Annotated in this window: 23 protein-coding genes; 15 read left to right on the top strand and 8 right to left on the bottom strand. The window is 59.8% G+C overall.

Features of this window, described 5'->3' with window-relative positions; all coding sequences use genetic code 11:
* Positions 1-4: 4 nt before the first annotated feature.
* Together LC094_RS06400 and LC094_RS06405 are read left to right on the top strand one after the other, a co-directional pair.
* Complete coding sequence (locus LC094_RS06400) at positions 5-466, top strand: DNA polymerase III subunit chi (RefSeq protein ID WP_226550953.1); 462 nt, start codon at positions 5-7, stop codon at positions 464-466.
* A gap of 1 nt (position 467) precedes the next feature.
* Positions 468-1,103 (top strand): LysE family translocator, encoded by a 636-nt coding sequence (locus LC094_RS06405; RefSeq protein WP_226550955.1) that lies wholly within the window; start codon positions 468-470, stop codon positions 1,101-1,103.
* 3 nt (positions 1,104-1,106) lie between these two features.
* Here LC094_RS06405 and LC094_RS06410 read toward each other — a convergent pair whose 3' ends face one another.
* From LC094_RS06410 to LC094_RS06420, 3 genes are all read right to left on the bottom strand, one after another.
* Positions 1,107-1,676, bottom strand: a complete 570-nt coding sequence (locus LC094_RS06410; RefSeq protein ID WP_319003279.1) for a retropepsin-like aspartic protease family protein — start codon at positions 1,674-1,676, stop codon at positions 1,107-1,109.
* Between the two features lie 102 nt (positions 1,677-1,778).
* Positions 1,779-2,405, bottom strand: coding sequence for a MarC family protein (locus LC094_RS06415; protein WP_226550956.1), 627 nt, complete (start codon positions 2,403-2,405; stop codon positions 1,779-1,781).
* Between the two features lie 3 nt (positions 2,406-2,408).
* Positions 2,409-4,259: an ABC-F family ATP-binding cassette domain-containing protein gene (locus LC094_RS06420; protein WP_226550957.1), complete on the bottom strand. Its 1,851-nt coding sequence runs from the start codon at positions 4,257-4,259 to the stop codon at positions 2,409-2,411.
* 139 nt (positions 4,260-4,398) lie between these two features.
* Here LC094_RS06420 and ndk point away from each other — a divergent pair, with 139 nt between their 5' ends.
* Positions 4,399-4,821 carry a nucleoside-diphosphate kinase gene (gene ndk / locus LC094_RS06425; protein WP_226550958.1) on the top strand — a complete coding sequence of 141 codons (423 nt, stop codon included), beginning with the start codon at positions 4,399-4,401 and terminating at the stop codon, positions 4,819-4,821.
* Positions 4,822-5,009: 188 nt separating this feature from the next.
* On the opposite strand, the gene LC094_RS06430 is transcribed toward ndk, so the two are convergent.
* The 4 genes from LC094_RS06430 to kdsA all read right to left on the bottom strand — a co-directional run bounded on the left by LC094_RS06430 (position 5,010) and on the right by kdsA (position 6,826).
* A complete protein-coding gene (locus LC094_RS06430) occupies positions 5,010-5,186 on the bottom strand; it encodes a YqaE/Pmp3 family membrane protein (protein ID WP_226550959.1) in 177 nt (58 codons plus the stop codon).
* A gap of 72 nt (positions 5,187-5,258) precedes the next feature.
* Positions 5,259-5,597 (bottom strand): TfoX/Sxy family DNA transformation protein, encoded by a 339-nt coding sequence (locus tag LC094_RS06435; protein WP_226550960.1) that lies wholly within the window; start codon positions 5,595-5,597, stop codon positions 5,259-5,261.
* Between the two features lie 70 nt (positions 5,598-5,667).
* Positions 5,668-5,850 carry a hypothetical protein gene (locus LC094_RS06440; protein ID WP_226550961.1) on the bottom strand — a complete coding sequence of 61 codons (183 nt, stop codon included), beginning with the start codon at positions 5,848-5,850 and terminating at the stop codon, positions 5,668-5,670.
* 136 nt (positions 5,851-5,986) lie between these two features.
* Complete coding sequence (kdsA, locus tag LC094_RS06445) at positions 5,987-6,826, bottom strand: 3-deoxy-8-phosphooctulonate synthase (protein WP_226550962.1); 840 nt, start codon at positions 6,824-6,826, stop codon at positions 5,987-5,989.
* A gap of 221 nt (positions 6,827-7,047) precedes the next feature.
* Here kdsA and LC094_RS06450 point away from each other — a divergent pair, with 221 nt between their 5' ends.
* Entirely contained in the window at positions 7,048-9,027 is a 1,980-nt protein-coding gene (locus LC094_RS06450; protein ID WP_226550963.1) for a TonB-dependent receptor plug domain-containing protein, read from the top strand.
* Positions 9,028-9,097: 70 nt separating this feature from the next.
* On the opposite strand, the gene LC094_RS06455 is transcribed toward LC094_RS06450, so the two are convergent.
* The gene (locus LC094_RS06455; protein WP_226550965.1) at positions 9,098-9,595 is read right to left on the bottom strand and encodes a MarR family winged helix-turn-helix transcriptional regulator; all 498 of its coding nucleotides are present in this window, start codon (positions 9,593-9,595) and stop codon (positions 9,098-9,100) included.
* Positions 9,596-10,148: 553 nt separating this feature from the next.
* Here LC094_RS06455 and LC094_RS06460 point away from each other — a divergent pair.
* The 11 genes from LC094_RS06460 (at position 10,149) to LC094_RS06510 (ending at position 21,140) form a co-directional block, all read left to right on the top strand.
* The gene (locus LC094_RS06460) at positions 10,149-10,355 is read left to right on the top strand and encodes a Flp family type IVb pilin (protein ID WP_226550966.1); all 207 of its coding nucleotides are present in this window, start codon (positions 10,149-10,151) and stop codon (positions 10,353-10,355) included.
* 16 nt (positions 10,356-10,371) lie between these two features.
* On the top strand, positions 10,372-11,328 hold the full coding sequence (gene cpaB, locus LC094_RS06465) for a Flp pilus assembly protein CpaB (protein WP_226550967.1): 957 nt from the start codon (positions 10,372-10,374) through the stop codon (positions 11,326-11,328).
* A gap of 2 nt (positions 11,329-11,330) precedes the next feature.
* Positions 11,331-12,737 (top strand): type II and III secretion system protein family protein, encoded by a 1,407-nt coding sequence (locus LC094_RS06470; protein WP_226550968.1) that lies wholly within the window; start codon positions 11,331-11,333, stop codon positions 12,735-12,737.
* Positions 12,734-13,300 carry a CpaD family pilus assembly lipoprotein gene (locus tag LC094_RS06475; protein ID WP_226550969.1) on the top strand — a complete coding sequence of 189 codons (567 nt, stop codon included), beginning with the start codon at positions 12,734-12,736 and terminating at the stop codon, positions 13,298-13,300. Before LC094_RS06470 ends, LC094_RS06475 begins: the two co-directional genes overlap by 4 nt.
* 8 nt (positions 13,301-13,308) lie before the next feature.
* Entirely contained in the window at positions 13,309-14,556 is a 1,248-nt protein-coding gene (locus tag LC094_RS06480) for an AAA family ATPase (RefSeq protein WP_226550970.1), read from the top strand.
* The gene (locus LC094_RS06485) at positions 14,553-16,094 is read left to right on the top strand and encodes a CpaF family protein (protein ID WP_226550971.1); all 1,542 of its coding nucleotides are present in this window, start codon (positions 14,553-14,555) and stop codon (positions 16,092-16,094) included. The genes LC094_RS06480 and LC094_RS06485 overlap by 4 nt, the downstream gene beginning before the upstream one ends.
* Entirely contained in the window at positions 16,094-17,065 is a 972-nt protein-coding gene (locus LC094_RS06490) for a type II secretion system F family protein (RefSeq protein WP_226550972.1), read from the top strand. Before LC094_RS06485 ends, LC094_RS06490 begins: the two co-directional genes overlap by 1 nt.
* A 157-nt stretch (positions 17,066-17,222) precedes the next feature.
* Positions 17,223-18,050, top strand: a complete 828-nt coding sequence (locus LC094_RS06495) for a type II secretion system F family protein (protein ID WP_226550974.1) — start codon at positions 17,223-17,225, stop codon at positions 18,048-18,050.
* A complete protein-coding gene (locus LC094_RS06500) occupies positions 18,047-18,481 on the top strand; it encodes a TadE/TadG family type IV pilus assembly protein (protein WP_096804865.1) in 435 nt (144 codons plus the stop codon). Before LC094_RS06495 ends, LC094_RS06500 begins: the two co-directional genes overlap by 4 nt.
* Complete coding sequence (locus LC094_RS06505) at positions 18,471-20,249, top strand: TadG family pilus assembly protein (RefSeq protein ID WP_264186379.1); 1,779 nt, start codon at positions 18,471-18,473, stop codon at positions 20,247-20,249. The genes LC094_RS06500 and LC094_RS06505 overlap by 11 nt, the downstream gene beginning before the upstream one ends.
* Positions 20,250-20,339: 90 nt before the next feature.
* Positions 20,340-21,140: a tetratricopeptide repeat protein gene (locus LC094_RS06510; protein ID WP_226550975.1), complete on the top strand. Its 801-nt coding sequence runs from the start codon at positions 20,340-20,342 to the stop codon at positions 21,138-21,140.
* The last annotated feature ends 17 nt before the right edge of the window (positions 21,141-21,157 follow it).

Genomic DNA, 21,157 nt, shown 5'->3' on the forward strand with positions numbered 1-21,157 from the left:
CCTTATGGGTGCGGTCTATTTCTATCACCTGACCCGCGCGCCTCTGGCGGAGACGCTGGCCACGCTTGCAGAGAAATCTCTACAGGCGGGCTGGCGCGTGGAGGTGCGCGGGCGCTCGGATCAGATGCTCCGCGCGCTGGATCAGGCGCTCTGGCTGCGCGAGGGGTTTTTGCCGCACGGGCTCGCAGGCGGGCCGCATGACGCGGATCAGCCGATCCTCTTCACAACCGGGGCGGGCGGCAACGCGGCCTCCTGCGTCATGAGCGTCGGCGGGGCGGATTTGGCGGCGGAAGACATCGCCGCGCTCGACCGCGCCTGCATCCTCTTTGATGGTGACGATCTGGACGCGGTGCAACACGCGCGCGTGCAATGGAAAACCCTGACCGCCGCCGGCGCCGAGGCGCAATATTGGTCCGAGGAAAGCGGTCGCTGGGAAAAGAAGGCTGAAAGCAAGAAGGAAGCGTGACATGAGCCTGCAAGAGATCATGACGTTTGCGTTGGTGGCGTCGCTTTTGGTGATGTCGCCGGGGCCGAACGGGGTGTTGATCGCGAAAACCGTACCCAGCTCCGGGCGCGCGGCGGGTTTTGCCACGGTTGCGGGTTTCGTCTCCGCATTTTACCTGCATGGTGCGCTTTCGATCCTCGGGCTGTCCGTGCTTTTGGTACAATCGGCCACGGCGTTCACGATCGTCAAACTTCTGGGGGCGGCGTATCTGGGCTGGATTGGGGTTAAGGCGCTGCTGTCGGCATGGCAGGGTGTCTCCTCGCTCGAGGTTGCGCCAGCGCGTCAAGGGCGGACGCTGTCTCGTGCCTATCTCGAAGGTCTTTTGACCAATGCGCTCAATCCGAAAGTGTCGATGTTCTACCTCGCGGCTTTCCCGCAATTCATCAGCCCGGGGGAAACCCCCGTTCTCGCCAGTTTCACGCTGGTGGTGATCCATTCCCTGATCAATGCGATCTGGTTCTCGGCGATGGTGCTGCTCTTTGCACGGCTGACCAAAAGCCTCGGCGGCGGTCGGTTTCAACGCTGGCTCAAGGGAGTCACAGGTGTGGTCTTTCTGGGGTTTGCTGCAAAACTCGCCTCCGTGCGCGCGATGCCGTAAGCCTCACCGCGTCAGAACCAGCTTATCCTGCTGAATTTCGATCCGCTCATAGCGTCGCAGGTAGTCCATGCCCAACAGCGACCCAAACAGCTCGCCATCTGTGACATAGGCCCGCACGCCCTCGTCGGTGATGCCTTCAATCCCCAGCGTGTCGATCCGCACAGGCGCGGTGCGCACCGTGCCGTTGGCGGTCTGGGCACGGCCGGTGAAGGCCAGATTGTCCACGTCGATCCCGGCTTTTTCGGCATCTTTGAACGAGAGCACCACGTTGGACGCGCCTGTATCGACAAGAAACTCCACAGGCGCACCGTTCACCTCTGCGATGACGGAAAAATGCCCGGTCCGGTCGCGGTCGACGGTGATCACACCGGCCCCGTCGCTGATCTGCGCGGGCGCCAGACGGGGGCGCACGTCCTGCCAGAGGCCGACGGCAGCCAGAGCGCCAATGAAAATCAGCGCCCAGAGCGCGGCATGACGCGCCATCTGGCCAAGATTGCGGCGATTGGCGACGACGTAATAAAAGCCGACGGCGCCCAACAAGAGCGACAGATAGAGAATGCGGGCGGTGTCCATTTGATCCATGGGGGTATAGATAGGCACGGCAAACGGGTTTGTCAGTGGGGCAATTTGGCGTGGGACAATTTGGAGCGGGGCAATTTGCGCGCCGTATGACGTTTAAGCGACGAAAAACAGCGCCTTGATGCCATCGGCCACGAATTGCACCGACAGAGCGGCCAAAAGCATGCCCATCAGACGCGTGACCACATTGATGCCCGTCGCGCCGAGGCCGCGTTCCATCACGTTGCTCAGAGCAAAGAAAATCAGACAGACGCCCAACACGGCGACCATCACGCCGAGCATCATGAGCACACCGGGGACGCCATCGGCCTGATCAATCAAGAGGATCATCGAGGTGATTGCACCGGGGCCGGCCAGCAAAGGCGTGGCAAGCGGGAAGACGGAGGGGTCTTCGACCGGTTGATGCTCTGGGTGCTCGGCATGTTCGCTGCGGCGTTTCGAGCGTTTCTCGAACAGCATTTCAAGTGCGGTGAGGAAGAGCAAAAGCCCGCCCGCGATGCGGAAGGCGGGCATGGAAATCCCTATAAATTCAAGTACATGATCGCCGAACAATCCAAAGAGCGTCAAGATCACGAAAGCGATCATGACGGCGCGCAGGCCCACCGCACGGCGGTGTTTGGCGGAGGCGCCTTGGGTCAGCGCCACGAACAGAGGCGCAAGGCCGATCGGGTCTATGATGACGAAAAGCGTCATGAAGGCCGTGATCAGAACTTGCAACTCCATGGCTTAGCCTCCCGCTTGCTCCAGCTTTTCGAGCGCATCCATCCAGAGCGCCTCGGCGCGGTCCATCGCCTCCGTCACCTCACCGTATTTCTTTTGCCAGACGACGGCGGCTTCTTTGTCCTCGTAAAGCTCGGGATTGGCCAGTTTGACCTGTAGCTTTTTGCTCATGTCGGTCAGCTTGCCGACGCGTTCCTCACATTTGCGCACCTCGGCCCGGAGCGCCAGAATCTCGTCGCGGCTGGCCTTTTTGGGCTTGGGTGCGGGCTTTTCTTTTTTCTCTGCCTTCGGCTTCTCGTCGCCTTGCAGCAAGAGCTTGCGATAGGCGTCAAGGTCCTCTTCGTAGGGGGCAACACGGCCGTCTTTCACCAACCACAGCCGATCGGCGACGAGGCTCAACAGGTGCATGTCGTGCGACACCAGAACCACGGCGCCCGTGTAGGCGGTGAGCGCCTCGACCAAGGCCTCGCGGCTCTCGATGTCGAGGTGGTTGGTGGGTTCGTCGAGGATCAAGAGGTGCGGCGCGTCGAGTGTGGCGAGCAACAGCGAAAGCCGCGCTTTCTGGCCCCCCGACAGACGCCCGACCTCGGTGTCGGCCTGATCGGCGCCAAGGCCAAAGCCCGCCAGTTTCGCCCGCAGTTTCGGCGGGTGGAAATCGGGCAGGGCGCTTTGCAGGTGCTGAAGCGGCGTCTCGTTCAGATGCAGCTCGTCAACTTGGTGCTGGGCGAAAAAGCCGATGCGCAACTTGTTGTGCCGGGTGATCTGGCCGCCCATCGGGTCGAGACGGTTTGACAGCAATTTCGACAGCGTCGATTTGCCCTCGCCGTTGCGGCCCAGCAAAGCGATGCGGTCGTCTTGGTCGATCCGCAGGTTCAGCCGCTGCAAAATCGCCTTGCCATCATAGCCGACGGAGGTGCCCTCCATATTGATGATCGGCGGCGAAAGCTCTTCGGGCTCGGGGAAGGAAAACACCACGCGCGCCGCGTCTTCGGGGGCGGTGATGGTCTCCATCTTTTCCAGCATTTTGACGCGGGACTGGGCTTGTTTCGCTTTCGAGGCCTTGGCCTTGAAGCGATCCACAAAGCTCTGCAAATGCGCGCGTTGCAGCTCTTGTTTCTTGGCGGCGGCGGCCTGAACGGCGCGCTTTGCGGCACGCGTCCGGGCGAAATCGTCGTAGCCGCCGGAGTAAAGCGTCAGTTTCTTGCTCTCAAGATGTAGGATCGCCCCGACAGCACGGTTCAAGAGCGCGCGGTCGTGGGAAATCAACAGCACGGTGTGCGGGTATTTGGCGAGGTAGGTCTCAAGCCAAAGCGCGCCTTCGAGATCGAGGTAGTTGGTCGGTTCGTCGAGCAAAAGGAAATCGGGCTGAGAGAACAGCACCCCGGCCAGCGCCACACGCATCCGCCAGCCGCCGGAAAACGCCGAACAGGGCATCTGGATCTCTTTTTCGGTGAAGCCGAGACCCTTGAGAATGGAGGACGCGCGCCCCTCGGCACTCCAGGCATCAATATCCGCCAAACGGGTCTGGATGTCGGCGATCCGGTGCGGGTCGGTCGCGGTTTCCGATTCCGCCATCAGGCTCGCGCGTTCCTTATCCTCGGCCAGAACCGTGTCCAGAAGCGAGACCTCATTGCCCGGCACTTCTTGCGCGACGCCGCCGATGCGGGCGCGTTTCGGGATCTCGATAGAGCCGCCCTCCAACACCAATTCGCCCTTGATGATGCGAAACAGCGTGGTTTTGCCCGCGCCATTGCGCCCCACGATGCCGACCTTATGGCCGGTGGGAATGGTGACTGAGGCCTCTTCGATCAGAGTGCGGCCTTCGACGGAATAGGTGATGTTCTGGATCTTAAGCATAAGGCTCACTTGCCTGAGCTTTCGGCCAAGGTCAATCGCCGCTTTTCAAAGCGCGCGTCCCATGCTATCCGGCGCGCAATCTTTGGGCGGGGTGTTTGCCCTGTCCGTTCCATCTGACCCATCCAAGAGGTTCTCTCCCATGGCGATCCAGCGTACCTTCTCCATCATCAAACCCGACGCAACCAAGCGCAACCTGACCGGCAAGATCGTTGCCAAGTTCGAAGAAGCCGGCCTGCGTGTCGTGGCTTCCAAGCGCATTCAACTGACCCTGGCTCAGGCTCAGGAATTCTACGGCGTGCACAAAGACCGTCCGTTCTTTGGCGAACTGTGCGAATTCATGATCTCCGAGCCGATCGTCGTGCAGGTTCTCGAAGGTGAAAACGCCATCGCGAAAAACCGCGAAGTCATGGGCGCCACCAACCCGGCCGACGCCGCAGAGGGCACCATCCGCAAAGAGTTCGCGCTCTCCATCGGTGAAAACTCCGTGCACGGCTCCGACGCTCCGGAAACCGCAGCGGTCGAAATCGCCTACTTCTTCTCCGGTCTCGAACTGGTCGGCTAAGCGTTTCGCTTAAGCTCAAAAATGTGGCCGCCTCCTGTGAAGGAGGCGGCCTTTTGCGTTCCGGCTTTCAGGGGAAACGCAAAGTGGTGACGGCCTTTGAGGGCCTGTTACGAGTATCTTAGGCCGGGGCTGTTACCGCCGGATCAAATCGGGCCTGTTCAAATGCGGCCAGATCAAATGCGGCCCGTTCAAATGCGACTGTGCTCCGGCGTGCGGGCGATGATCCAGACGGCGTGGACGATGCCGGGGATGTAGCCCAGAAGCGTCAGCAGGATGTTGAGCCAGAAGTGTTTGCCAAAGCCCACCTGCAAGAACACGCCCAGAGGCGGCAGAAAAATCGCGGCCAGAATACGGATAAGGTCCATGATGTTCTCCTTTTCGTGTTGAATAGAGAACGCCTCTGGGGCTGCGATGGTTCCGGTTTGGGACGTCGGCGTTTAACGGCGCAGCCCGGTGCCGATCTCATTGAGCACAGTTTCGATGCCCGTCGGCGCCGCTGTGGTGTCGGCGGCGACAGAGGCCACGATGGCATCGAAGCGGGCGCGCAACGCGTCCTTTTCCTTGCCTTTGCAATCGTTCCACGGACGGCCTTGTAGCCCCATGACCATGGCGTAATAGCCGATGAAATGCGGTCGCGATCCGGTGGCCAAAAGGCGGGTGTAAGCGGCATCCGGTCCCAAGGCGCGCAGCGCTTCGGCGCTGTCGATGCCCGCGCGGGCGAAAGACGCGTCAGAGGCGGGGCCGAGATTGCGGATGGAGGAGACGGGGGCGGGCATGAAGACCTCAAAAGGTGGATCGATCGCCAGAATGTCAGGCGCTTGTCGCAGAGGTCAAGAGTGTCTCAGCCTAGAACATCGCCCAATCGGAGATGACAAAGGGTTTCTCCGGCGCGGCCTCGCTCTGCACCTCCGGGGTGGCTTGCATCTGCATGGGCGCGATCTGCTGTGGCAGGAGGCGCTGCATTGCAAGTGGCACGGGCTGCGGCACAGGTTGGGCCAAATGAGGGGCAGGGTGTTTAGCATCTGACATACCGGTTCTCCTTTTACACCACAGCAGAGTAACGGCAGAAGGTTTCTGCCGGCTGAAGTCAGATGCAAAAATGCGCGCGATTTATCTAAAATTGTTCTGACCCACGGGGTGAACCACAGGCCGGACAGGTTCCAGATCAGGCGGGTTTGACCACGCCGTCGAGCGCATGCAGTGTCGCCAAAAGCGGGCCGAGGTCTTCGATTTTGAGCATGTTCGGCCCGTCGGAGGGCGCATTGTCCGGGTCCTCGTGGGTCTCGATGAAGAGCCCCGCAACCCCCACGGCCACCGCCGCACGCGCCAGCACCGGCACCATGGTGCGGTCGCCGCCGGTCGAGGTGCCTTGGCCGCCCGGTTGCTGCACCGAATGCGTCGCGTCCATGATCACCGGATAGCCGGTCTGGGCCATGCGCGGCAGGCCCCGGAAATCGCTGACCAAGGTGTTATAGCCAAAGGATGTGCCGCGTTCGCAGAGCATGATCTGGTCGTTGCCCGTGGAGGCCAGTTTCGCGGCCACATTGTCCATGTCCCAAGGGGCCAAAAACTGGCCTTTCTTGACGTTCACCGCCTTGCCGGTCTCACCCGCAGCGAGCAACAGGTCGGTCTGACGGCACAAAAACGCCGGGATTTGCAGCACATCCACCGCTTCGGCGGCCATGGCGCAATGCGCGGGTTCGTGCACGTCGGTGATGACTGGCACGCCGAATTCCTCGCGGATTTTCGACAGGATGGTGAGACCTTTTTCTGCGCCCAAGCCGCGTTTGCCCGACAGGGAACTGCGGTTGGCCTTGTCGTAGGAGCCTTTGAACACAAACCCCGTGCCCGTGGGCGCGCAGGCTTCCGCGATCTTTTCCGCCAACATCCGGGCGTGATCGAGGCTTTCCAACTGGCAAGGGCCGACAATCAGACCAAAAGGCCGGGCGTTGGAAAAGGTCACATTGCCGATGGTGACGTCTTTGGGGGCTGTGGTGGCGGACATGGTGAGATCCTCGCAAAGGGTTTGTGCCCCTATCCCATGAAGCGGGCTTTGGGTGCAAGCCTGCTGACGCAGACGGAGGCGCAGGCTGGGCTGGGGGAGCAGAAATCTTGCGGCACATATTAACATGCAATTGCATGTTAGGCGGGAAGTCGCTAACACCACGGCCATCAGCCAGCTCACCCGTGCCAGCGATCCCGTCAACTTTCAAAACGGCTGAGATCATGACACAGTTGAAAACCGCCTTGCTGGCGACAACCATCCTTGGCGCGCATCCTCTGGCGCTTTCGGCGCAAGAGAGCGATATCATTTACCTCGATCCGATTTATGTCGAGATGACCGACGCGAATGCCGGGGCGGCAGATCGCGCGACCTCGGTCTATGTGTCGGAGGCCGAACTTGAGGCCGCCAGCATGGGCGATTTGAAAGACCTCTTTGCGGGGATTTCCTCTGTCTCTGTCGGGGGGGCGATCCCCATCGCGCAGAAGATTTTCGTCAACGGCGTCGATATGCTCAATCTCGGGGTGACGGTCGACGGCGTGGCGCAGAACAACCGTATTTTCCACCACGTCAGCGCCAATGCCTTTGATCCGGGGCTGATGAAATTCGTGCGGGTCGATCCGGGCGTGGCCCCAGCCGATGCGGGGTTCGAGGCGCTGGCGGGGGCTGTGACGATGGAGACCATCGACGCGGGCGACATGCTTGATCCCGGTGACACTTTCGGCGGGCGTGTGCGGTTGAGCTATGGAGAGAACGGCGACACCTTTGGCCGCTCCGTGACCTTGGCCGCGCGTCAGGCGGGCTTTGAGGGGCTGGCCTATGTCAAACAGATGGACGGGGACGATTTCGAGGATGGCGATGGCAACACCGTTCTGGGCACCAGCACCGATCTCGACAGTGCTCTTGTCAAACTGGCCTATGAGGCCGAGACCGGGGATCGTGTCGAGTTTTCCGCGCAAAAGATGCAGGATGACGCCTTGCGCAACCGTCGCGCCAATTTTGGCGGAGCCACGTGGAACCCGCTTGAGCTTTATGAGACCGAGCGCACGATCTATGCGTTGCACTATGAAAACACTCAGGCGGCGGGGCTTTGGGACCCTGAGCTGACCCTTGGCTATTCCGCGACAGAGGTGGACAAGAAGACGCCCTACGACAGCTCCGGCCTGACCGACACGCTGAGCTTTACGGCCAAGAACCACTTTCACCTGAGCGAGACGGCCACGATCACGGCGGGTGTGGATTACATCGACAAGACCAGCCAGTATTCGATCTATTCGACGGGGGAGAAACTCGGTCGCGAGCGGATCGAGAACCTTGGCCTCTTCGCGCAGGCCCGTCTTGAACCGATGGCGGGGCTGAACCTCTCGGCGGGTCTTCGCTATGACTCGCAGACCTTCACCGATGTGAACGATGTCGAACATGAGAATGACGGGCTGAGCGGCAACCTCTCCGTCGAATATGCGATCACCCAAAGCTTTTCCGTGCGGGCCGGTTATTCCAATGTGTTTGGCGGCATTCCGGTCGAGGACAACTACCTCTTTGCCGATCCGTGGGATTACAGCGGCCTGACTGAGGTGACCCGTGGTGAGAACATCGTGCTGGGTGCGAATTGGGAAGAGGGGCCGTTCCGCCTGGGCGCCGAGCTGTTCCAGACCAAGCTCAACAATGTGCGCACCTCGGCCTATGACGGGGGCGCGGGAGGCTATGTCGCGGGCCACGCCGACTTTGAGAGCAAAGGCTTCACGCTGGCGGGGTCTTACGACTGGACCTCCGGCTTTGCGCGCATGAGCTATACCTATAGTGAGGCGGAGCTGAACGGGGCGGCGGCCTCGAGCTATGCGGTGCTGGATTATGGCACACCTCTGGGCGGGGTCTTCTCGCTTGAGCTGCAACAGGAGCTGATCGACTATGACATGGTGATCGGCGGCAGCATCGACGCGGCCCTTGAGTATGATCTGGATTACGACACGGGCGCAGGCGACGGGTTTTTGGAGAAAATGCCGGGCTATGTTGTGGCCAACGTCTTTGCCGAATACCGTCCGCGTAACGTAGATGGGCTGACGCTTCGGGCTGAGATCAACAATATCTTCGACGAAACCTATGCTGATCGTGGCACCTACGGGAATGACTTTACCGAAGATGAGATCAACACACTCAAGGAGCCGGGGCGCAGCGTGAGCCTCATGCTCACCAAAGAGTTCTGATGACAGAAGGCCTTCGCGGGCGTTGCTTGCGAAGGTCGCTTCTTGTGGCACCGCTTCGGCTGCTCGAGCCTCAGGCCTTGGCGTTCTCGTCCTCGCGCAGAATGCCGATCAAGAGATAAGACATCAGATAGGCGTCCTCTTCGGAGATCAGCGGGCCCAATTCCTCCTGAATGGCGCGTTGGTAGATCGGCCACATCTCCGCATTGATCCCGGCGCCTTTCTCGGTGAGAAACAACACATGTTTGCGCCGCCCGTCGCGGATATATTCGCGCCTGAGAAATCCCTCTTTTTCCATCCGACTGATATGACGCGACAGCGCGTATTGTGGCAGGTAAAGCACCTGTTCGATCTCGGACATTCTGCGCCCCTCAGCCCCGCCGCGTTCGATTTCCCAGAGAATTTCATGCCAGATCAGATCCCGCACGCCGCGTTTCTTGAGGTCTTTGGCAATGCGGGGGTAAAAATTGCGATGCACGCGCATGATGTTGAACCACAGCCGGTTGAAGGCCACGGTCTTGTCGGAATCTTTGAAAAAAGCGGCGGCGGCCTCATGGGGAGTCTGTGGCAAGATGCTCTCACTGCGCGAAACGCGCTTAAGGGGGATATGCGTCGAGATTAATGGCAAAATCATATGAAAACAATTTCTTAAGAGATGCCTCAGGCCGTATTTCTGTCGCGAAAACGACGGGCGGGACGATCAGCGTCCTGATAAATCGACCGCCTGATCAAAGGGCCGCGATGGCTTAAGATCGGCGATTTCGAAAGTGTGTGTCCAATGAGGCAGGAATCATCTCTGCGCAAGAAAATCAGCCCTGTGTCCGATTGAATGGGCCCTGTGGGTGACTGTGCAAATATGCATTTTAGATGCATGTAAGCGTCACACCTAAAGTTCATCATTAAATACTAAAGAATATAAATAATAGCATTAAGTATGCGTTATCCTGTTGTTAAATATGAATAAAATTCGATTTCAATACTTTTTGTTATTGTTTGTTCGTCTAATTTTGTTTTCTAAAAGATATGTCGCATATCCGTATTTCCATATCGACAATACGTTTTGTGATTGGTCCAGCAAAATGACTGTGTCCGAAAGAAAATTATAACCTTTAGGGGAACGCACGATGAAATTCATTCAGAAATCTAAGAACCTCATGCAACGGTTCGCACGGGAAGAGGACGGCGCAACGGCGATCGAATACGGCCTTTTCGCCGCTTTGATCGCGGCTGTGATTGTCCTCGCCGTGAGCAACCTCGGAGGCACTCTGAATACCACGTTTACGGGTGTGAACGACTGCTTGGGAACACCTAACGAAACCAACTGCAGCTAACTCCGTTGTGGCTTTGATGTCTGGTTTTTCCGGGCGCGCGACATTGGTTCTGGCCACGTCGGCTCTGGTGGCCGGTGCTGTGGTGTGGGGGGGATTTCATCCGAATGATCCGCCCGCTGCACAGCCCGCGCCACAGGCCGCAAACGTAGCGGTGCAGCAGACGCGCATTCTGGTCGCGTCACGCACCGTTCAGCCGGGAGATCCCGTCGCGCCCGATGATTTTCATTATGTCGACATGCCGGTTGATAGCGTGCATGACGGGTTTCTCGCAGATACTGATCAGCATCGTGCGACGCTCACGGGGATGGCTGCCTCTCGCAGAATTCCGGCGGGCACGCCGTTTGTCGAGGCTGACCTGACGGAGCAGGCCGCTGTGCAGGCCACAGGGCAAACCGTCACGTCGGATATGGCCGCAGCCTCTTCGACACCGACCCGGCTGCAACTTGCGGCAGGCATGCGGGCCATCGCTTTGCCGGTCACGGCGGAGACGGCCGTCGCGGGGTTGCTCGATCTTGGCGACCGTGTCGATATCCTTTTGTCCTACGAGATGGCGGCGGATGTCATGGCGATCCGCACGGTGTTGCGCAATGTGCGGATCATCGCAACGGATCAGACCACGCAGCCGCCGGCGGAAGATGCGCAGGCGGAACCGAAAATGCCCCCAAAGATCGTGACCTTTGAGTTGACGCCAGAGGGGGCCAAGGTTCTCGCTCTCGCGGATCAGATGGGCGACATCATGTTGGTTCTGAGCGAAGACGATGCCGGCGAGGGGCCGGTGATTGCCGAGGATGCCCCGATTTTCTCCAGCCAGATTTCCGGCCAAACGACCAAGCCTCTGCCGACGGTGACCAGCCGCAATGTGTCCATCGTCCGCGGCGCGCAAAACCGGGTCGATGTGCTGCTCGCAGAAGATCAGGCCCCGGGGGGCGTCCCCGCAGCGGTCGTTTCCGTTCCTTCCAGTTCAGCAGAGTGACCATGATGTTTCAAAAACGTTTCGACCTCATCCTCCGCACCTCCCTGATCCTGCGGCTTTTTCTGAGCACGCTCTTGCTGTCGCTGACGCTCGCCCCCGCGCAGGCACAAACTCTTGTGGAAACACGCAATCGGGCGATTGATCTCTTTGCTGGACAAGGCAAGCTGATCAAACTCGACAGCCCAGCGGAGACGGTTTTTCTGGCCAATCCCGAGGTGGCCGATATCGAGATCAAATCTCCGAAACTGCTTTATATCTATGGAAAGTCCATCGGGGAAACGACGCTTTTCGTGATTGATGACACAGAAGAAGTGACGCTCAGCAGCGCGGTCAACGTGTCTTTCAACATGGAGGCCATGACCCGTGCCGCCCGCGCCGCGCAGCCGGGGGGCAGTTTTTCCGTGACAGAGATCGGTGGGGCAATCGTGCTGAGCGGCAGCGTCGACACCATCGGAGAGGCGGAAAAGGTCGAAACAGTGGTGCGGCAATTGGCCGGGGCCGATGCAACGGTGGTCAATTCCCTGTCATTGAACACCCCGGCGCAGATCAACCTTCAGGTCAAGATCGCGGAAGTGTCCCGAACGGTGACGGAAGATTTGGGGGTAAGCTGGAATGTCCTAACTGGACACACATTTTCGAATAGCGCGTACGTGGCGGGTTTTTCTGGTGGATCTGGTGTGGATGGAGGATACTCGTTAAGTGGTACGACTTTCCGCCCTTTCAGCACGGGCGGTTTAGAGGTGGGTGTGACGCTCGAGGCGTTGAAAGGACAAGGTCTCCTAACAATCCTCTCCGAACCCAATCTCACCGCGCGCTCCGGCGACAAGGCGAGTTTTCTCGCAGGGGGGCGCTTTCCCTATCAGACCACGCAGGACGATGACACGGCCACGGTCTTGTTCGAGCCCTTCGGCGTGGAGTTGGAATTCCTGCCGGAGGTCTTGCGCGCGGATCAGATCAAGCTGAACGTGCGCACGCAAATCCGCGAGCTTGATTTTTCGAACGGAAGCCAGACCAACACGCAGAATGTGCCGCTGATCCGCGAACGAAGTGCCAGCACGACGATCGAGGTTGGCAGCGGTCAGAGCTTTGCCATCGCGGGTCTGTTCAGTGCGTCGACACAGCAGGATGTCGAACAGGTGCCGGGCCTCGGAGATATTCCGCTGTTGGGCGCCTTGTTCCGGTCGACACGGTTCCAGAAAGGCGAAAGCGAACTGGTGATCATCGTGACGCCCTACATTGTCGAACCGGCCGCGCCCGGTCAGTTCAAAACGCCGCTCGATAAATTCAGCCCGGCCAACAGTCTCGACCGCAATTTCCTCGGCGCGCTCTCCTCCGGTGAGCCGATCAGCAAAGACGGTCCTGTGTCCGTCAAAAATATCAACGGCAACGCAGGGTTCCTTTTGCAATGACACTGATCCGAATGTCCTCCGTCTGTGCCCTTGTCGGCATTTCCCTGCTGAGTGCCTGTGCCACGCCAGCTGTGGATCGCGGCGCGATGCAGCGTGTTTCGGCGCCCTATGTCGAGGTTCAGCATCAGTTTCGCTTCACCAGCGGCGGGGGCGATCTTTCGACCTCCGAAAGACAAGCCATCGAGCGCTTTTTGAACCGTCTTGCCCTGACGGACAGCGACTTGGTGATCGCAACCCTTCCGGGAAGCGGCCAGCCCAAGGTGGATGCGGCACGCGCGCAGGCGATGCGGTCGCTCTTGTCGCGCAGCCCGGCCAAAGTTGAAATTCTAAGGGATGAGACCTTCGGGGCCCGACCGACGCCGAGGCGACAGGTCGGCATTCTGCGTGCGGTGCGCGCCCAAGGGCTTGCGGTTTCCTGTGCGCCGGGAGAGCTCATCGCGGATCTGGGCTGTGCAAGTGCGACCAATCTTGCGGTGATGATTCATGAGCCGGGCGATGTTCTGGCGCCGGATGTGACAGCGGCGCGGGCCTATCGTGACAATCCGGCGGAGACGGCGCAATGAACGGCGCAATGAACCAAGCCTTGCCGTCTCAAACGGTCACCCGCCATGAAATCGATGCGTTTGTGGCCTCGGAAGAGGGGCGCGATGCGGTCACCTTGCTGATGCAGCGCCTTGGTGCAAGCGACGCCGCCACCCTTCAAACCGGCACGCTTGAAACCGTGGCCCGGCTGGCAGGTCTTGCGCCGTTTCGCAAGCTCATGTTCGTGGAACTGGGGGCGGGCGACATGGCTGCCCATCTTGAAGCTGTCCGCGAGATTGTCGCCGAGGGGGGAGAGCTCGTGCTGCTCGGACGCGAAAACAGTGTGGCGGCATATCGTCATTTTCTGGCGGCCGGGGCGCGGGATTACCTGACGCTGCCTTTGGAGGCGGATTTTATTCTACCGGAGGTGTTTGCCGCGCCGAAAGGCGCTCTTCCTGCGCATGGCACCCCGCCAAAGGGCCGTGTTGTTGCGGTTTGCGGGGCGTCCGGCGGGGTCGGCGCGAGCCTGTTGGCCGCCAATTTGGCCGTTGCGTTTCAGACGCAAAGCGCGGCACGTGGGGCAGGGACGTCCAGCGCGGGGCCGGGGGCAAGGGTCGGTCTGCTTGATACGGATTTCGCCTTTGGGTCTTTGGCGGTCGATTTCGACATCGATGCGACGCAGGGCGTTTTCGAAACCTTGGAAAGACCGGAGCGCGTCGACAGCACCTATCTGCAATCCAGTATGGCAGAGGTTTTGCCCGGCTTGTCGGTCTATGCCGGAGAGCTTCATGACGTGTCACAGCTCGCGGCGTATGAACAAGGGCTTGCGGGGCTTGTGCAGACGCTGAAGGCGGAGTTCCCTCTGACAGTGATCGATCTGCCGCGCCGTCTTTTGTCGCAGGATACGGGGGTGTTGCGGGAGCTGGACGATGTGGTGCTGGTTCTGGCGCCCGGATTCGGTGCGTTGCGTTCGGCGGGACGGCTGATCGAGCGTGTGAATAGTCTAAACGGGGCCACGCGGGTCTGGAACGTTGTGTCCCATAGCCGCCGCGATGCCGGATTGAGCCGCAAAGAGATCGCTGAGGCGCTGGGGCAGCCGGTGACATGTGAGTTGCCTTTGAGCTCTGCCGAGATTGCGCGGGCGTCGGTCAAGGGCATGCCGTTGCAATCCGAGTTTCCAAGGAGCGCTTACGCCCGAAAAGTCACCGATCTGGCCCAAACGATATTGGCGGCATCGGAACAGGAGACATCCGAGGCAAACGACCGTCGGTCTTGGTGGAAGAAGAGGTCGCGATGACACTGTCTGCCCCTCGATCCGCGACAGCAACGTCGACCGCGCATGCTCAAATCACGGAGCGTGTTCGCCTTTTGATGGCGGACGGTGCGCAGGGCGGCCCCTATTTGGTGAGTTCCGCGATTGATTGGTATCAGGCGCAAAGCGGTGAAACCGTGCCGCGCGATGTGCAGCGGGCGCTGATGCAGGATCTGGTCGCGGGCGCGGAGAGCCTTGTTCCCGCCGCGCCGCCGGTCGTGCCCGTATCGCCAGGGCGCGCGCAGTATCAGCCCGAGTTTACCAAGCGGGTGATGCAGCTTGGTGGGCAAATCGCGCCCGAGGTGATCGGACTTTTGGATTTGCGGGCCTTGGGGCATTTGTCTTTGGACGCGCAGCGCAGTGCGATCCGGGATGCCGTTCTGAGCGTCAGCCGTGGGCAGAAACTCGATCTGAACGGCGTCGAGACGGCGGAGCTGGTCGATTACGTCGTGGATGACATGTTGGCGCTGGGGCCGCTTGAGCGTCTGCTTGCGGATGACAGCGTCTCCGAGATCATGGTGAATGGGCCCCGGCAGATTTATGTCGAGCGCCACGGACAATTGGAGCTGGCGGATATTTGTTTTCGCGATGACGACCATGTGGTGAACATCGCCTCGCGGATTGTTGGCGCCGTTGGGCGGCGGGTGGATGAGACGACGCCGCTGGTCGATGCGCGCCTGCCGGATGGCAGCCGGATCAATGTGACCATCCCCCCTTTGGCTGTGGACGGGCCGACCATGACCATTCGGAAATTTCCGAAAGACGATCTGACGCTTGAGGATCTGGTGGAGCGCCGCAGTCTCAGCCGACAGATGGCGCAATTTCTGCGTCTATGCGCGCAGTTGCGGCTCAATCTTCTGATTTCCGGTGGCACGGGGTCCGGGAAGACCACGCTTTTGAACGCAATTTCGCGGGAGATTCCGAAAAAAGAGAGGATCGTGACGCTTGAGGATGCTGCCGAACTGCGTCTGCAGCAGCCGCATGTCGTCCGTCTCGAAACGCGCCCTGCGAATATCGAGGGCGAGGGGGCGGTTCCCATGCGGGCCCTGTTCCGCAATGCACTGAGGATGCGACCGGACCGGATCATCATCGGTGAGGTGCGTGGCGATGAGGCATTCGATCTTTTGCAGGCGATGAACACCGGACATGACGGTTCGATGAGCACGCTGCACGCGAATACGCCGCGCGAGGCCCTGACCCGGATGGAAAACATGATTGCCATGTCCGGCGTTGTCCTTCCGACGGAATTTGTACGTCAACAGCTGGGCGACGCGATCCACGTGATCGTGCAAATTTCGCGTATGCGCGACGGCGGGCGGAGGGTGTCCTCGATCTCAGAAATCGTGGGGATCGAAGGCAATGTCGTCAGCCTTCAGGAACTGTTCCGTTTCGTCCCGCGCCCCTATGAAGGCGAGGCCGTGCAGGGCGATTTTGTCTCCGCTGGACTTATGCCCGGTTTCCTCGATCTGGCGGTGGAGCATGGGCTCGACAAGACATTGCGGCAAACCATGGAGCCAGGCTGATGTTGATGTCTGCGCTTTTGTTTTTGCTCATTTTCGTCGCTTGCGTCGCCGTGAGTACCTTTGCCCTGATGATGTACGATCGGACCAACCGGGGCCGTAGGGACCGTTTGATGCGGGCTGCGGCGGCGCATCCCGGCGCCACCTCCGCACAGGTGCGGCAACGGCTTGCAGAGAGTGCCTCCGAGGCGGCGTCGTCCGTGCTCAAGCGTGAAAAAAGCGGTGTGATCGGCGTGCTGGAGCAGCGGTTGCGTGTCGCAGGGCTGACGCTCTCCGCGCCGACTGGGCTTTTTTTGGTTTTTCTTTTGTCGGCCCTGAGTTTTCTCGGCTTGATGGTCTTCGCGGCGGTGTCTGCACTGTGGTCGGCTTTGATTGCGATTGGGACCGGCTGGATGGTCTTGAATGTTGTGCTCGACATTCTGCGCCTGCGGCGGGTGCGTCAGTTCACCGAAGCCTTGCCCGATTGTCTCGATGTCTTCGCGCGCGGGCTGCGGGCCGGACAACCTCTCGGGGAGGCGCTCGGTCTGGTGGCCAATCACTCCAAGGGGATCGCGCAGGAAGAGTTTCTCAGATGTCGTGAGGAATATCGTATGGGGATGGCGCTGGATGAGGCTCTGTCGGGGATGGCGGATCGGATCACCTCCCCGGAAGCGCGTTTTATCGCCGTGGCCACGGGATTGCAGGCCGAAACCGGTGGCAACCTGATTGAGACGCTTGAAAACCTTGCCATGCTCCTGCGGGACCGGCGCAAGTTGCGCAAAAAGGCGGCGGCGCTTTCGGCCGAGACGCGGGTGAGTGCGGTGATCCTCTCCGGGCTGCCGTTTGTTGTCGGTGGCGTCATTTTCTTTATGAACCCGACATATCTTTCGCCGCTCCTCGAGGATCCGAGAGGCCGCATTCTCGGCATTCTGGGGTTGCTCAGCCTGAGCCTCGGCATTGCCAGTATGTATAAACTGTCGCGGATAGATGTCTGAGATGGAACGTTTTTTTCTCCTCTTGGTCGTGTTTGCGGCTCTGGGTCTCCTACAGGTTCTGTTTTGGGGGCTATGGGACGCAAGGGCCCGACGCGCGCGATTGCAGCGCACGATCGCGCGGCACACGCAAGCCCGACAGACGCAAGGGGCATCGTCAATGGCCTTTGCGCCTGCTGTGGGCAACCCGATGCACAAGCGTTTTCAGGACCATTTGACACGCATGGCGGTGGCGACGTTTGAGCGGGTCTCTGTCGTGAAAGGCAGTGAGGCGGAGGCGTCGGATGCGCTGTTGAAAGCCGCAGGCATTCGCAGCCGGGATGCCCATCTGGTCTATGCCTTTCTGAAACTGGTTCTGCCGATTGCCGGAGCGTTTTTGGCGTTGTTCTGGTTGATGTTCAATGCGGACGGCGGGCTCAATCCGCTTTCCGTCATTATTGGTGTAAGTGGCTGCGCGCTTTTCTTTTCCCGTGCGCCGGATGCTTTTTTGGCAATGCGCCGCCGCAAGCGGCTGGAACGTGTGCGCCGGGCGTTTCCCGATATGCTGGAGCTTTTGGTGATCGTCAGCGAAGCGGGCCTTGGTCCGCTGCCGGCGCTGCGGCGGGTCGCGCGGGAACTGCAGGTGAGCTGTCCCGATCTGTCTTTGGAACTGCAACAGCTCGTGCTCGAACTCACGGTTTTGCCGCAGCGTGCAGAGGCGTGGCGCAATTTCGAAGAGCGTCTGCCCTTGCCGGAAATCTCGGTGTTTGCCAATGCCCTTGTGCAGGCAGAGCGCTATGGCACGCCGTTCCGCGGCACGCTGCGCAATCTGATGCAGGACACGCGGTCGGCGCGTCTGTTGCAGATCGAGGAAAAGGCCGGACGTCTGCCCGCCCTTATGACGATCCCGCTGATTGTTTTCATCATGCCCGCGCTTTTCGTGGTGTTGATCGGCCCAGCCGTGCTGAGCATTCTTGACAATATTATGCAGGGAGGAGCGGGGGGATGAACCTGTTTCGGCGTCATTTGCAGGAGGACGAGGGGGCAACGGCGGTCGAGTTCGCGCTCGTTCTGCCGGTGCTTTTGAGCATCCTCTTCGGCATCATTGCCTTCGGTCAGTATTTTGCCATTGCCAACAGCCTGCAGCAATTCGCGGCAGAAGCCCTGCGCTATTCGGTGAGCGAGCCCTTCATGGCCGACCGTGAGGCGCGCGCGAACAGCTTTCTGAACAGCCCCGGAGAGCGCTTTGCCTTTCTCGACGCCACCAAGATTTCCCGCACCGTGACGCCCAGCGAAACGGTCACAGAGAGCGGTCTGACCGTCACAGCGCTACAGATCACGCTGACCTACGATCTGAGCGGAACGGCGGTCGATATTGCAGACAGGTTCCTTGGCATCGGGATCGCTGACATCACCCGGAGCAGTTACCTTGCCTATTAAGCGCCATTTTCAGAGGTTTCACCGCGATGAACGTGGGGCAGTTGCGATTGTGGTCGCGCTCTTTATGACCGTTGCGATCGGGTTTCTGGCCTTGGGTGTCGACTTGGGGGCGCTCTATTTCGAGCAAAAGACCTTGCAAACGCGTGCTGATATGGCGGCGGTGAGTGCGGTTTTGAATCTTGACGACAGCCCGGCTCAGAACGCTCAGGACACGGTAGAGGGCAATGCCTTGGCCATCGCCGATCTGGAAACGCTGTCCTATGGTCGATACCTCTATGACGCGGCTGTCTCGCCCGAGGCGCGGTTCACCGTGGGGGATTTGACCGACACCGCGACCAATGCGGCAGAGGTCGTTCTCACGGATGATGCGCCGCTCTATTTCTCCTCTCTGTTTCTTGGTACGAACAGCACGCCGTTGAGCGCTTCCGCAACCGCTGCCCGGTTCGATTTCGCGTCTTTCAGCCTTGGTTCGCGCTTGTTGTCGCTGGACGAGGGGCTGCTGAATGCGCTGCTTGAGGAGGCTCTGGGCACTTCCTTGTCGCTCACCGCTCTGGATTACGAGGCTCTGGCCAATACGAATATCGACCTTTTGACCTTCTCAGATGCTTTGGCCAATCGGATCGATTTGACCGCCGCGAATTACGAAGACATTTTGACCTCCGATATTGACCTGCTCGATGTGGCGGGGGCGCTGCTCGATACCGGGCTGGTCTCGGGCTCGACGGATGTCTTGACCGCCATTCTCAATGGTGCGGTGTCCAGCACTTTGAATGCGGCGCAATTGATTGCGATCGACGGCGACAATGTTGCCTTGCAGCTTGAAGATGTGCTCGGGGAAGTGTCTGTTTCCGCTCTCGATATCCTGATGACGAGTGTCGAGATCCTCAATCAGGATCACTATATCGAAGCCAGTCTGGATCTCGATATTCCTGGTGTTCTGGACACCGATTTGGGGTTGATCGTCGGGGCGCGGAAGGCGGGGTCTGGCTGGATCACGCTGGGAGATCGCGGCGCCACAGTGCATACGGCTCAGGTGCGTCTCAAGCTGTTGCTCGATCTGTCTCCGAGCCTTCTCGACGGCATCGGCGAGGGGGTCTCCGTGCTGTCTTTGCGTTTGCCGCTCTATGCCGAGATTGCGAGTGCCACGGCCACCTTGGCGGATCTCAATTGCGACGCCGGGGATGCGGACGATGTTGTGGCGCGGTTCGACACGGGCTTTGCGCCGATGACCGGAACGACGGGCAACCATGTGCTCGAATTGTTTCTGGGTGAATTCGATGCGCCGACCTTCGAGGACACGACGACCCCGCTGGATGCCGATTTGCTGGAGCCCGCGAAGTTTCTCGATCTGGAACTGAGCCTGCTGTTGATCACCATTGATTTGTTTTCGCTGAACATCAAATCCCATGTCGCGACGGGAATTTCGGCTCAGCCGGAAACGGAATTCCGCGTGTCCCAGATTGGCGAGACACAGACCTACGGGGTGGAGGGCCTGCTCAGTTCAACCGTGGCCAGTTTGCTGGACCCGGACAATCTCGAGATCACTGTCAGCAATGACAGCCCATCTCTTCTGGGGGGGCTTCTGGCGCCGGTGCTCGCGCTGGTGAACCTGATCCTGACCACCTTGCCGAATATGTTGCTGGGGGCGCTGTTGATCCCGGTCGATGCCGTGCTCGATGCGCTTCTCAACATGCTTGGCATTGGTGTCGGCGAGGCGGACCTGACGCTTGACGGCGTGTCCTGTGGCAAGGTTATGCTGGTCCGATGACTGGTCTCGCGTCCCTCATACGAAACCGCTGCCGTGGGGCTGTTTTGCCTCACTTTTCCCTCATGTCCTCACGTTGTCCGGAGTAGCCTCTTGCGCCTTAACACACATATGAAACACCTGTTTGCATCTATTTTTGTGGCTCTGAGCCTGTCGGCCTGTACGCTTGGCACGGAGACCGCGACACAGGGCGCAAGTGGGGGCGGTTCGGAAACTCTGCGTCTGGCGCAGGCGACCTCTGAGGCCGGCGACAATGAAACAGCGGCGCGGTTGTTTGAAAAGGTTCTGGTGGTCGATCCGGTGTCGGTGCCTGCGCTCTTGGGGGCGGGCAACAGCTATGCGCGTATGGGGCAAAACAGCCGTGCAGAGGCCGTGCTGTTGCGTGGGCATGAGCTTGCTCCCGGGAATGCAGAGGTGCTGACCACTTTGGCGCGTGTCTATTTGGCGATGCAACAATCCGAGCGGGCGGTTGACACCTATGACAAGGCGCTGCGGGTGGATCGTACCAATGTGGCGGCCCTGACCGGAAAAGGCGTGGCGCTCGACACGCTGTCGCGGCACAAACAGGCACAGGGCGTCTATGAAGATGGCTTGCAGCTTTATCCCACGAACTTCATTTTGCGCAGCAATTATGCGCTGTCGCTGGCAATTTCCGGCGATATCGTGCGGGGGACTGCGATCCTGCAAGAGTTGGTCAAAGACCCGGCCGCTGCCCCTTATGTGCGGGGCAACCTTGCCTTGGTCTACGGGCTCGACGGGCGCGAAAACGATGCGCGGGCGACGCTCAAGCTTGATCTGACACCGCAAGAGATCGAAGAAAACCTGGCGACCTATCGGGCGTTGCGCCGGATGCGGCTTGAGGGGAAACAGATCGGCTCTCTCGTATTCGTCTGAGGCAAAAGAGGGCGCTC

Source organism: Celeribacter naphthalenivorans (assembly GCF_020524585.1).
Classification (GTDB): Bacteria; Pseudomonadota; Alphaproteobacteria; order Rhodobacterales; family Rhodobacteraceae; genus Celeribacter; species Celeribacter naphthalenivorans.

Coding starts and splice junctions, on each gene's coding strand:
- LC094_RS06440 (WP_226550961.1), bottom strand. CDS start 5,850: ATGTCAGATGCTAAACACCCTGCCCCTCATTTGGCCCAACCTGTGCCG.
- ndk (WP_226550958.1), top strand. CDS start 4,399: ATGGCGATCCAGCGTACCTTCTCCATCATCAAACCCGACGCAACCAAG.
- LC094_RS06500 (WP_096804865.1), top strand. CDS start 18,047: ATGAACCTGTTTCGGCGTCATTTGCAGGAGGACGAGGGGGCAACGGCG.
- LC094_RS06415 (WP_226550956.1), bottom strand. CDS start 2,405: ATGGAGTTGCAAGTTCTGATCACGGCCTTCATGACGCTTTTCGTCATC.
- LC094_RS06410 (WP_319003279.1), bottom strand. CDS start 1,676: ATGGACACCGCCCGCATTCTCTATCTGTCGCTCTTGTTGGGCGCCGTC.
- LC094_RS06430 (WP_226550959.1), bottom strand. CDS start 5,186: ATGGACCTTATCCGTATTCTGGCCGCGATTTTTCTGCCGCCTCTGGGC.
- LC094_RS06400 (WP_226550953.1), top strand. CDS start 5: ATGGGTGCGGTCTATTTCTATCACCTGACCCGCGCGCCTCTGGCGGAG.
- LC094_RS06495 (WP_226550974.1), top strand. CDS start 17,223: ATGGCCTTTGCGCCTGCTGTGGGCAACCCGATGCACAAGCGTTTTCAG.
- kdsA (WP_226550962.1), bottom strand. CDS start 6,826: ATGTCCGCCACCACAGCCCCCAAAGACGTCACCATCGGCAATGTGACC.
- LC094_RS06470 (WP_226550968.1), top strand. CDS start 11,331: ATGATGTTTCAAAAACGTTTCGACCTCATCCTCCGCACCTCCCTGATC.
- LC094_RS06480 (WP_226550970.1), top strand. CDS start 13,309: ATGAACCAAGCCTTGCCGTCTCAAACGGTCACCCGCCATGAAATCGAT.
- LC094_RS06485 (WP_226550971.1), top strand. CDS start 14,553: ATGACACTGTCTGCCCCTCGATCCGCGACAGCAACGTCGACCGCGCAT.
- LC094_RS06435 (WP_226550960.1), bottom strand. CDS start 5,597: ATGCCCGCCCCCGTCTCCTCCATCCGCAATCTCGGCCCCGCCTCTGAC.
- LC094_RS06475 (WP_226550969.1), top strand. CDS start 12,734: ATGACACTGATCCGAATGTCCTCCGTCTGTGCCCTTGTCGGCATTTCC.
- cpaB (WP_226550967.1), top strand. CDS start 10,372: ATGTCTGGTTTTTCCGGGCGCGCGACATTGGTTCTGGCCACGTCGGCT.
- LC094_RS06460 (WP_226550966.1), top strand. CDS start 10,149: ATGAAATTCATTCAGAAATCTAAGAACCTCATGCAACGGTTCGCACGG.
- LC094_RS06420 (WP_226550957.1), bottom strand. CDS start 4,259: ATGCTTAAGATCCAGAACATCACCTATTCCGTCGAAGGCCGCACTCTG.
- LC094_RS06450 (WP_226550963.1), top strand. CDS start 7,048: ATGACACAGTTGAAAACCGCCTTGCTGGCGACAACCATCCTTGGCGCG.
- LC094_RS06490 (WP_226550972.1), top strand. CDS start 16,094: ATGTTGATGTCTGCGCTTTTGTTTTTGCTCATTTTCGTCGCTTGCGTC.
- LC094_RS06405 (WP_226550955.1), top strand. CDS start 468: ATGAGCCTGCAAGAGATCATGACGTTTGCGTTGGTGGCGTCGCTTTTG.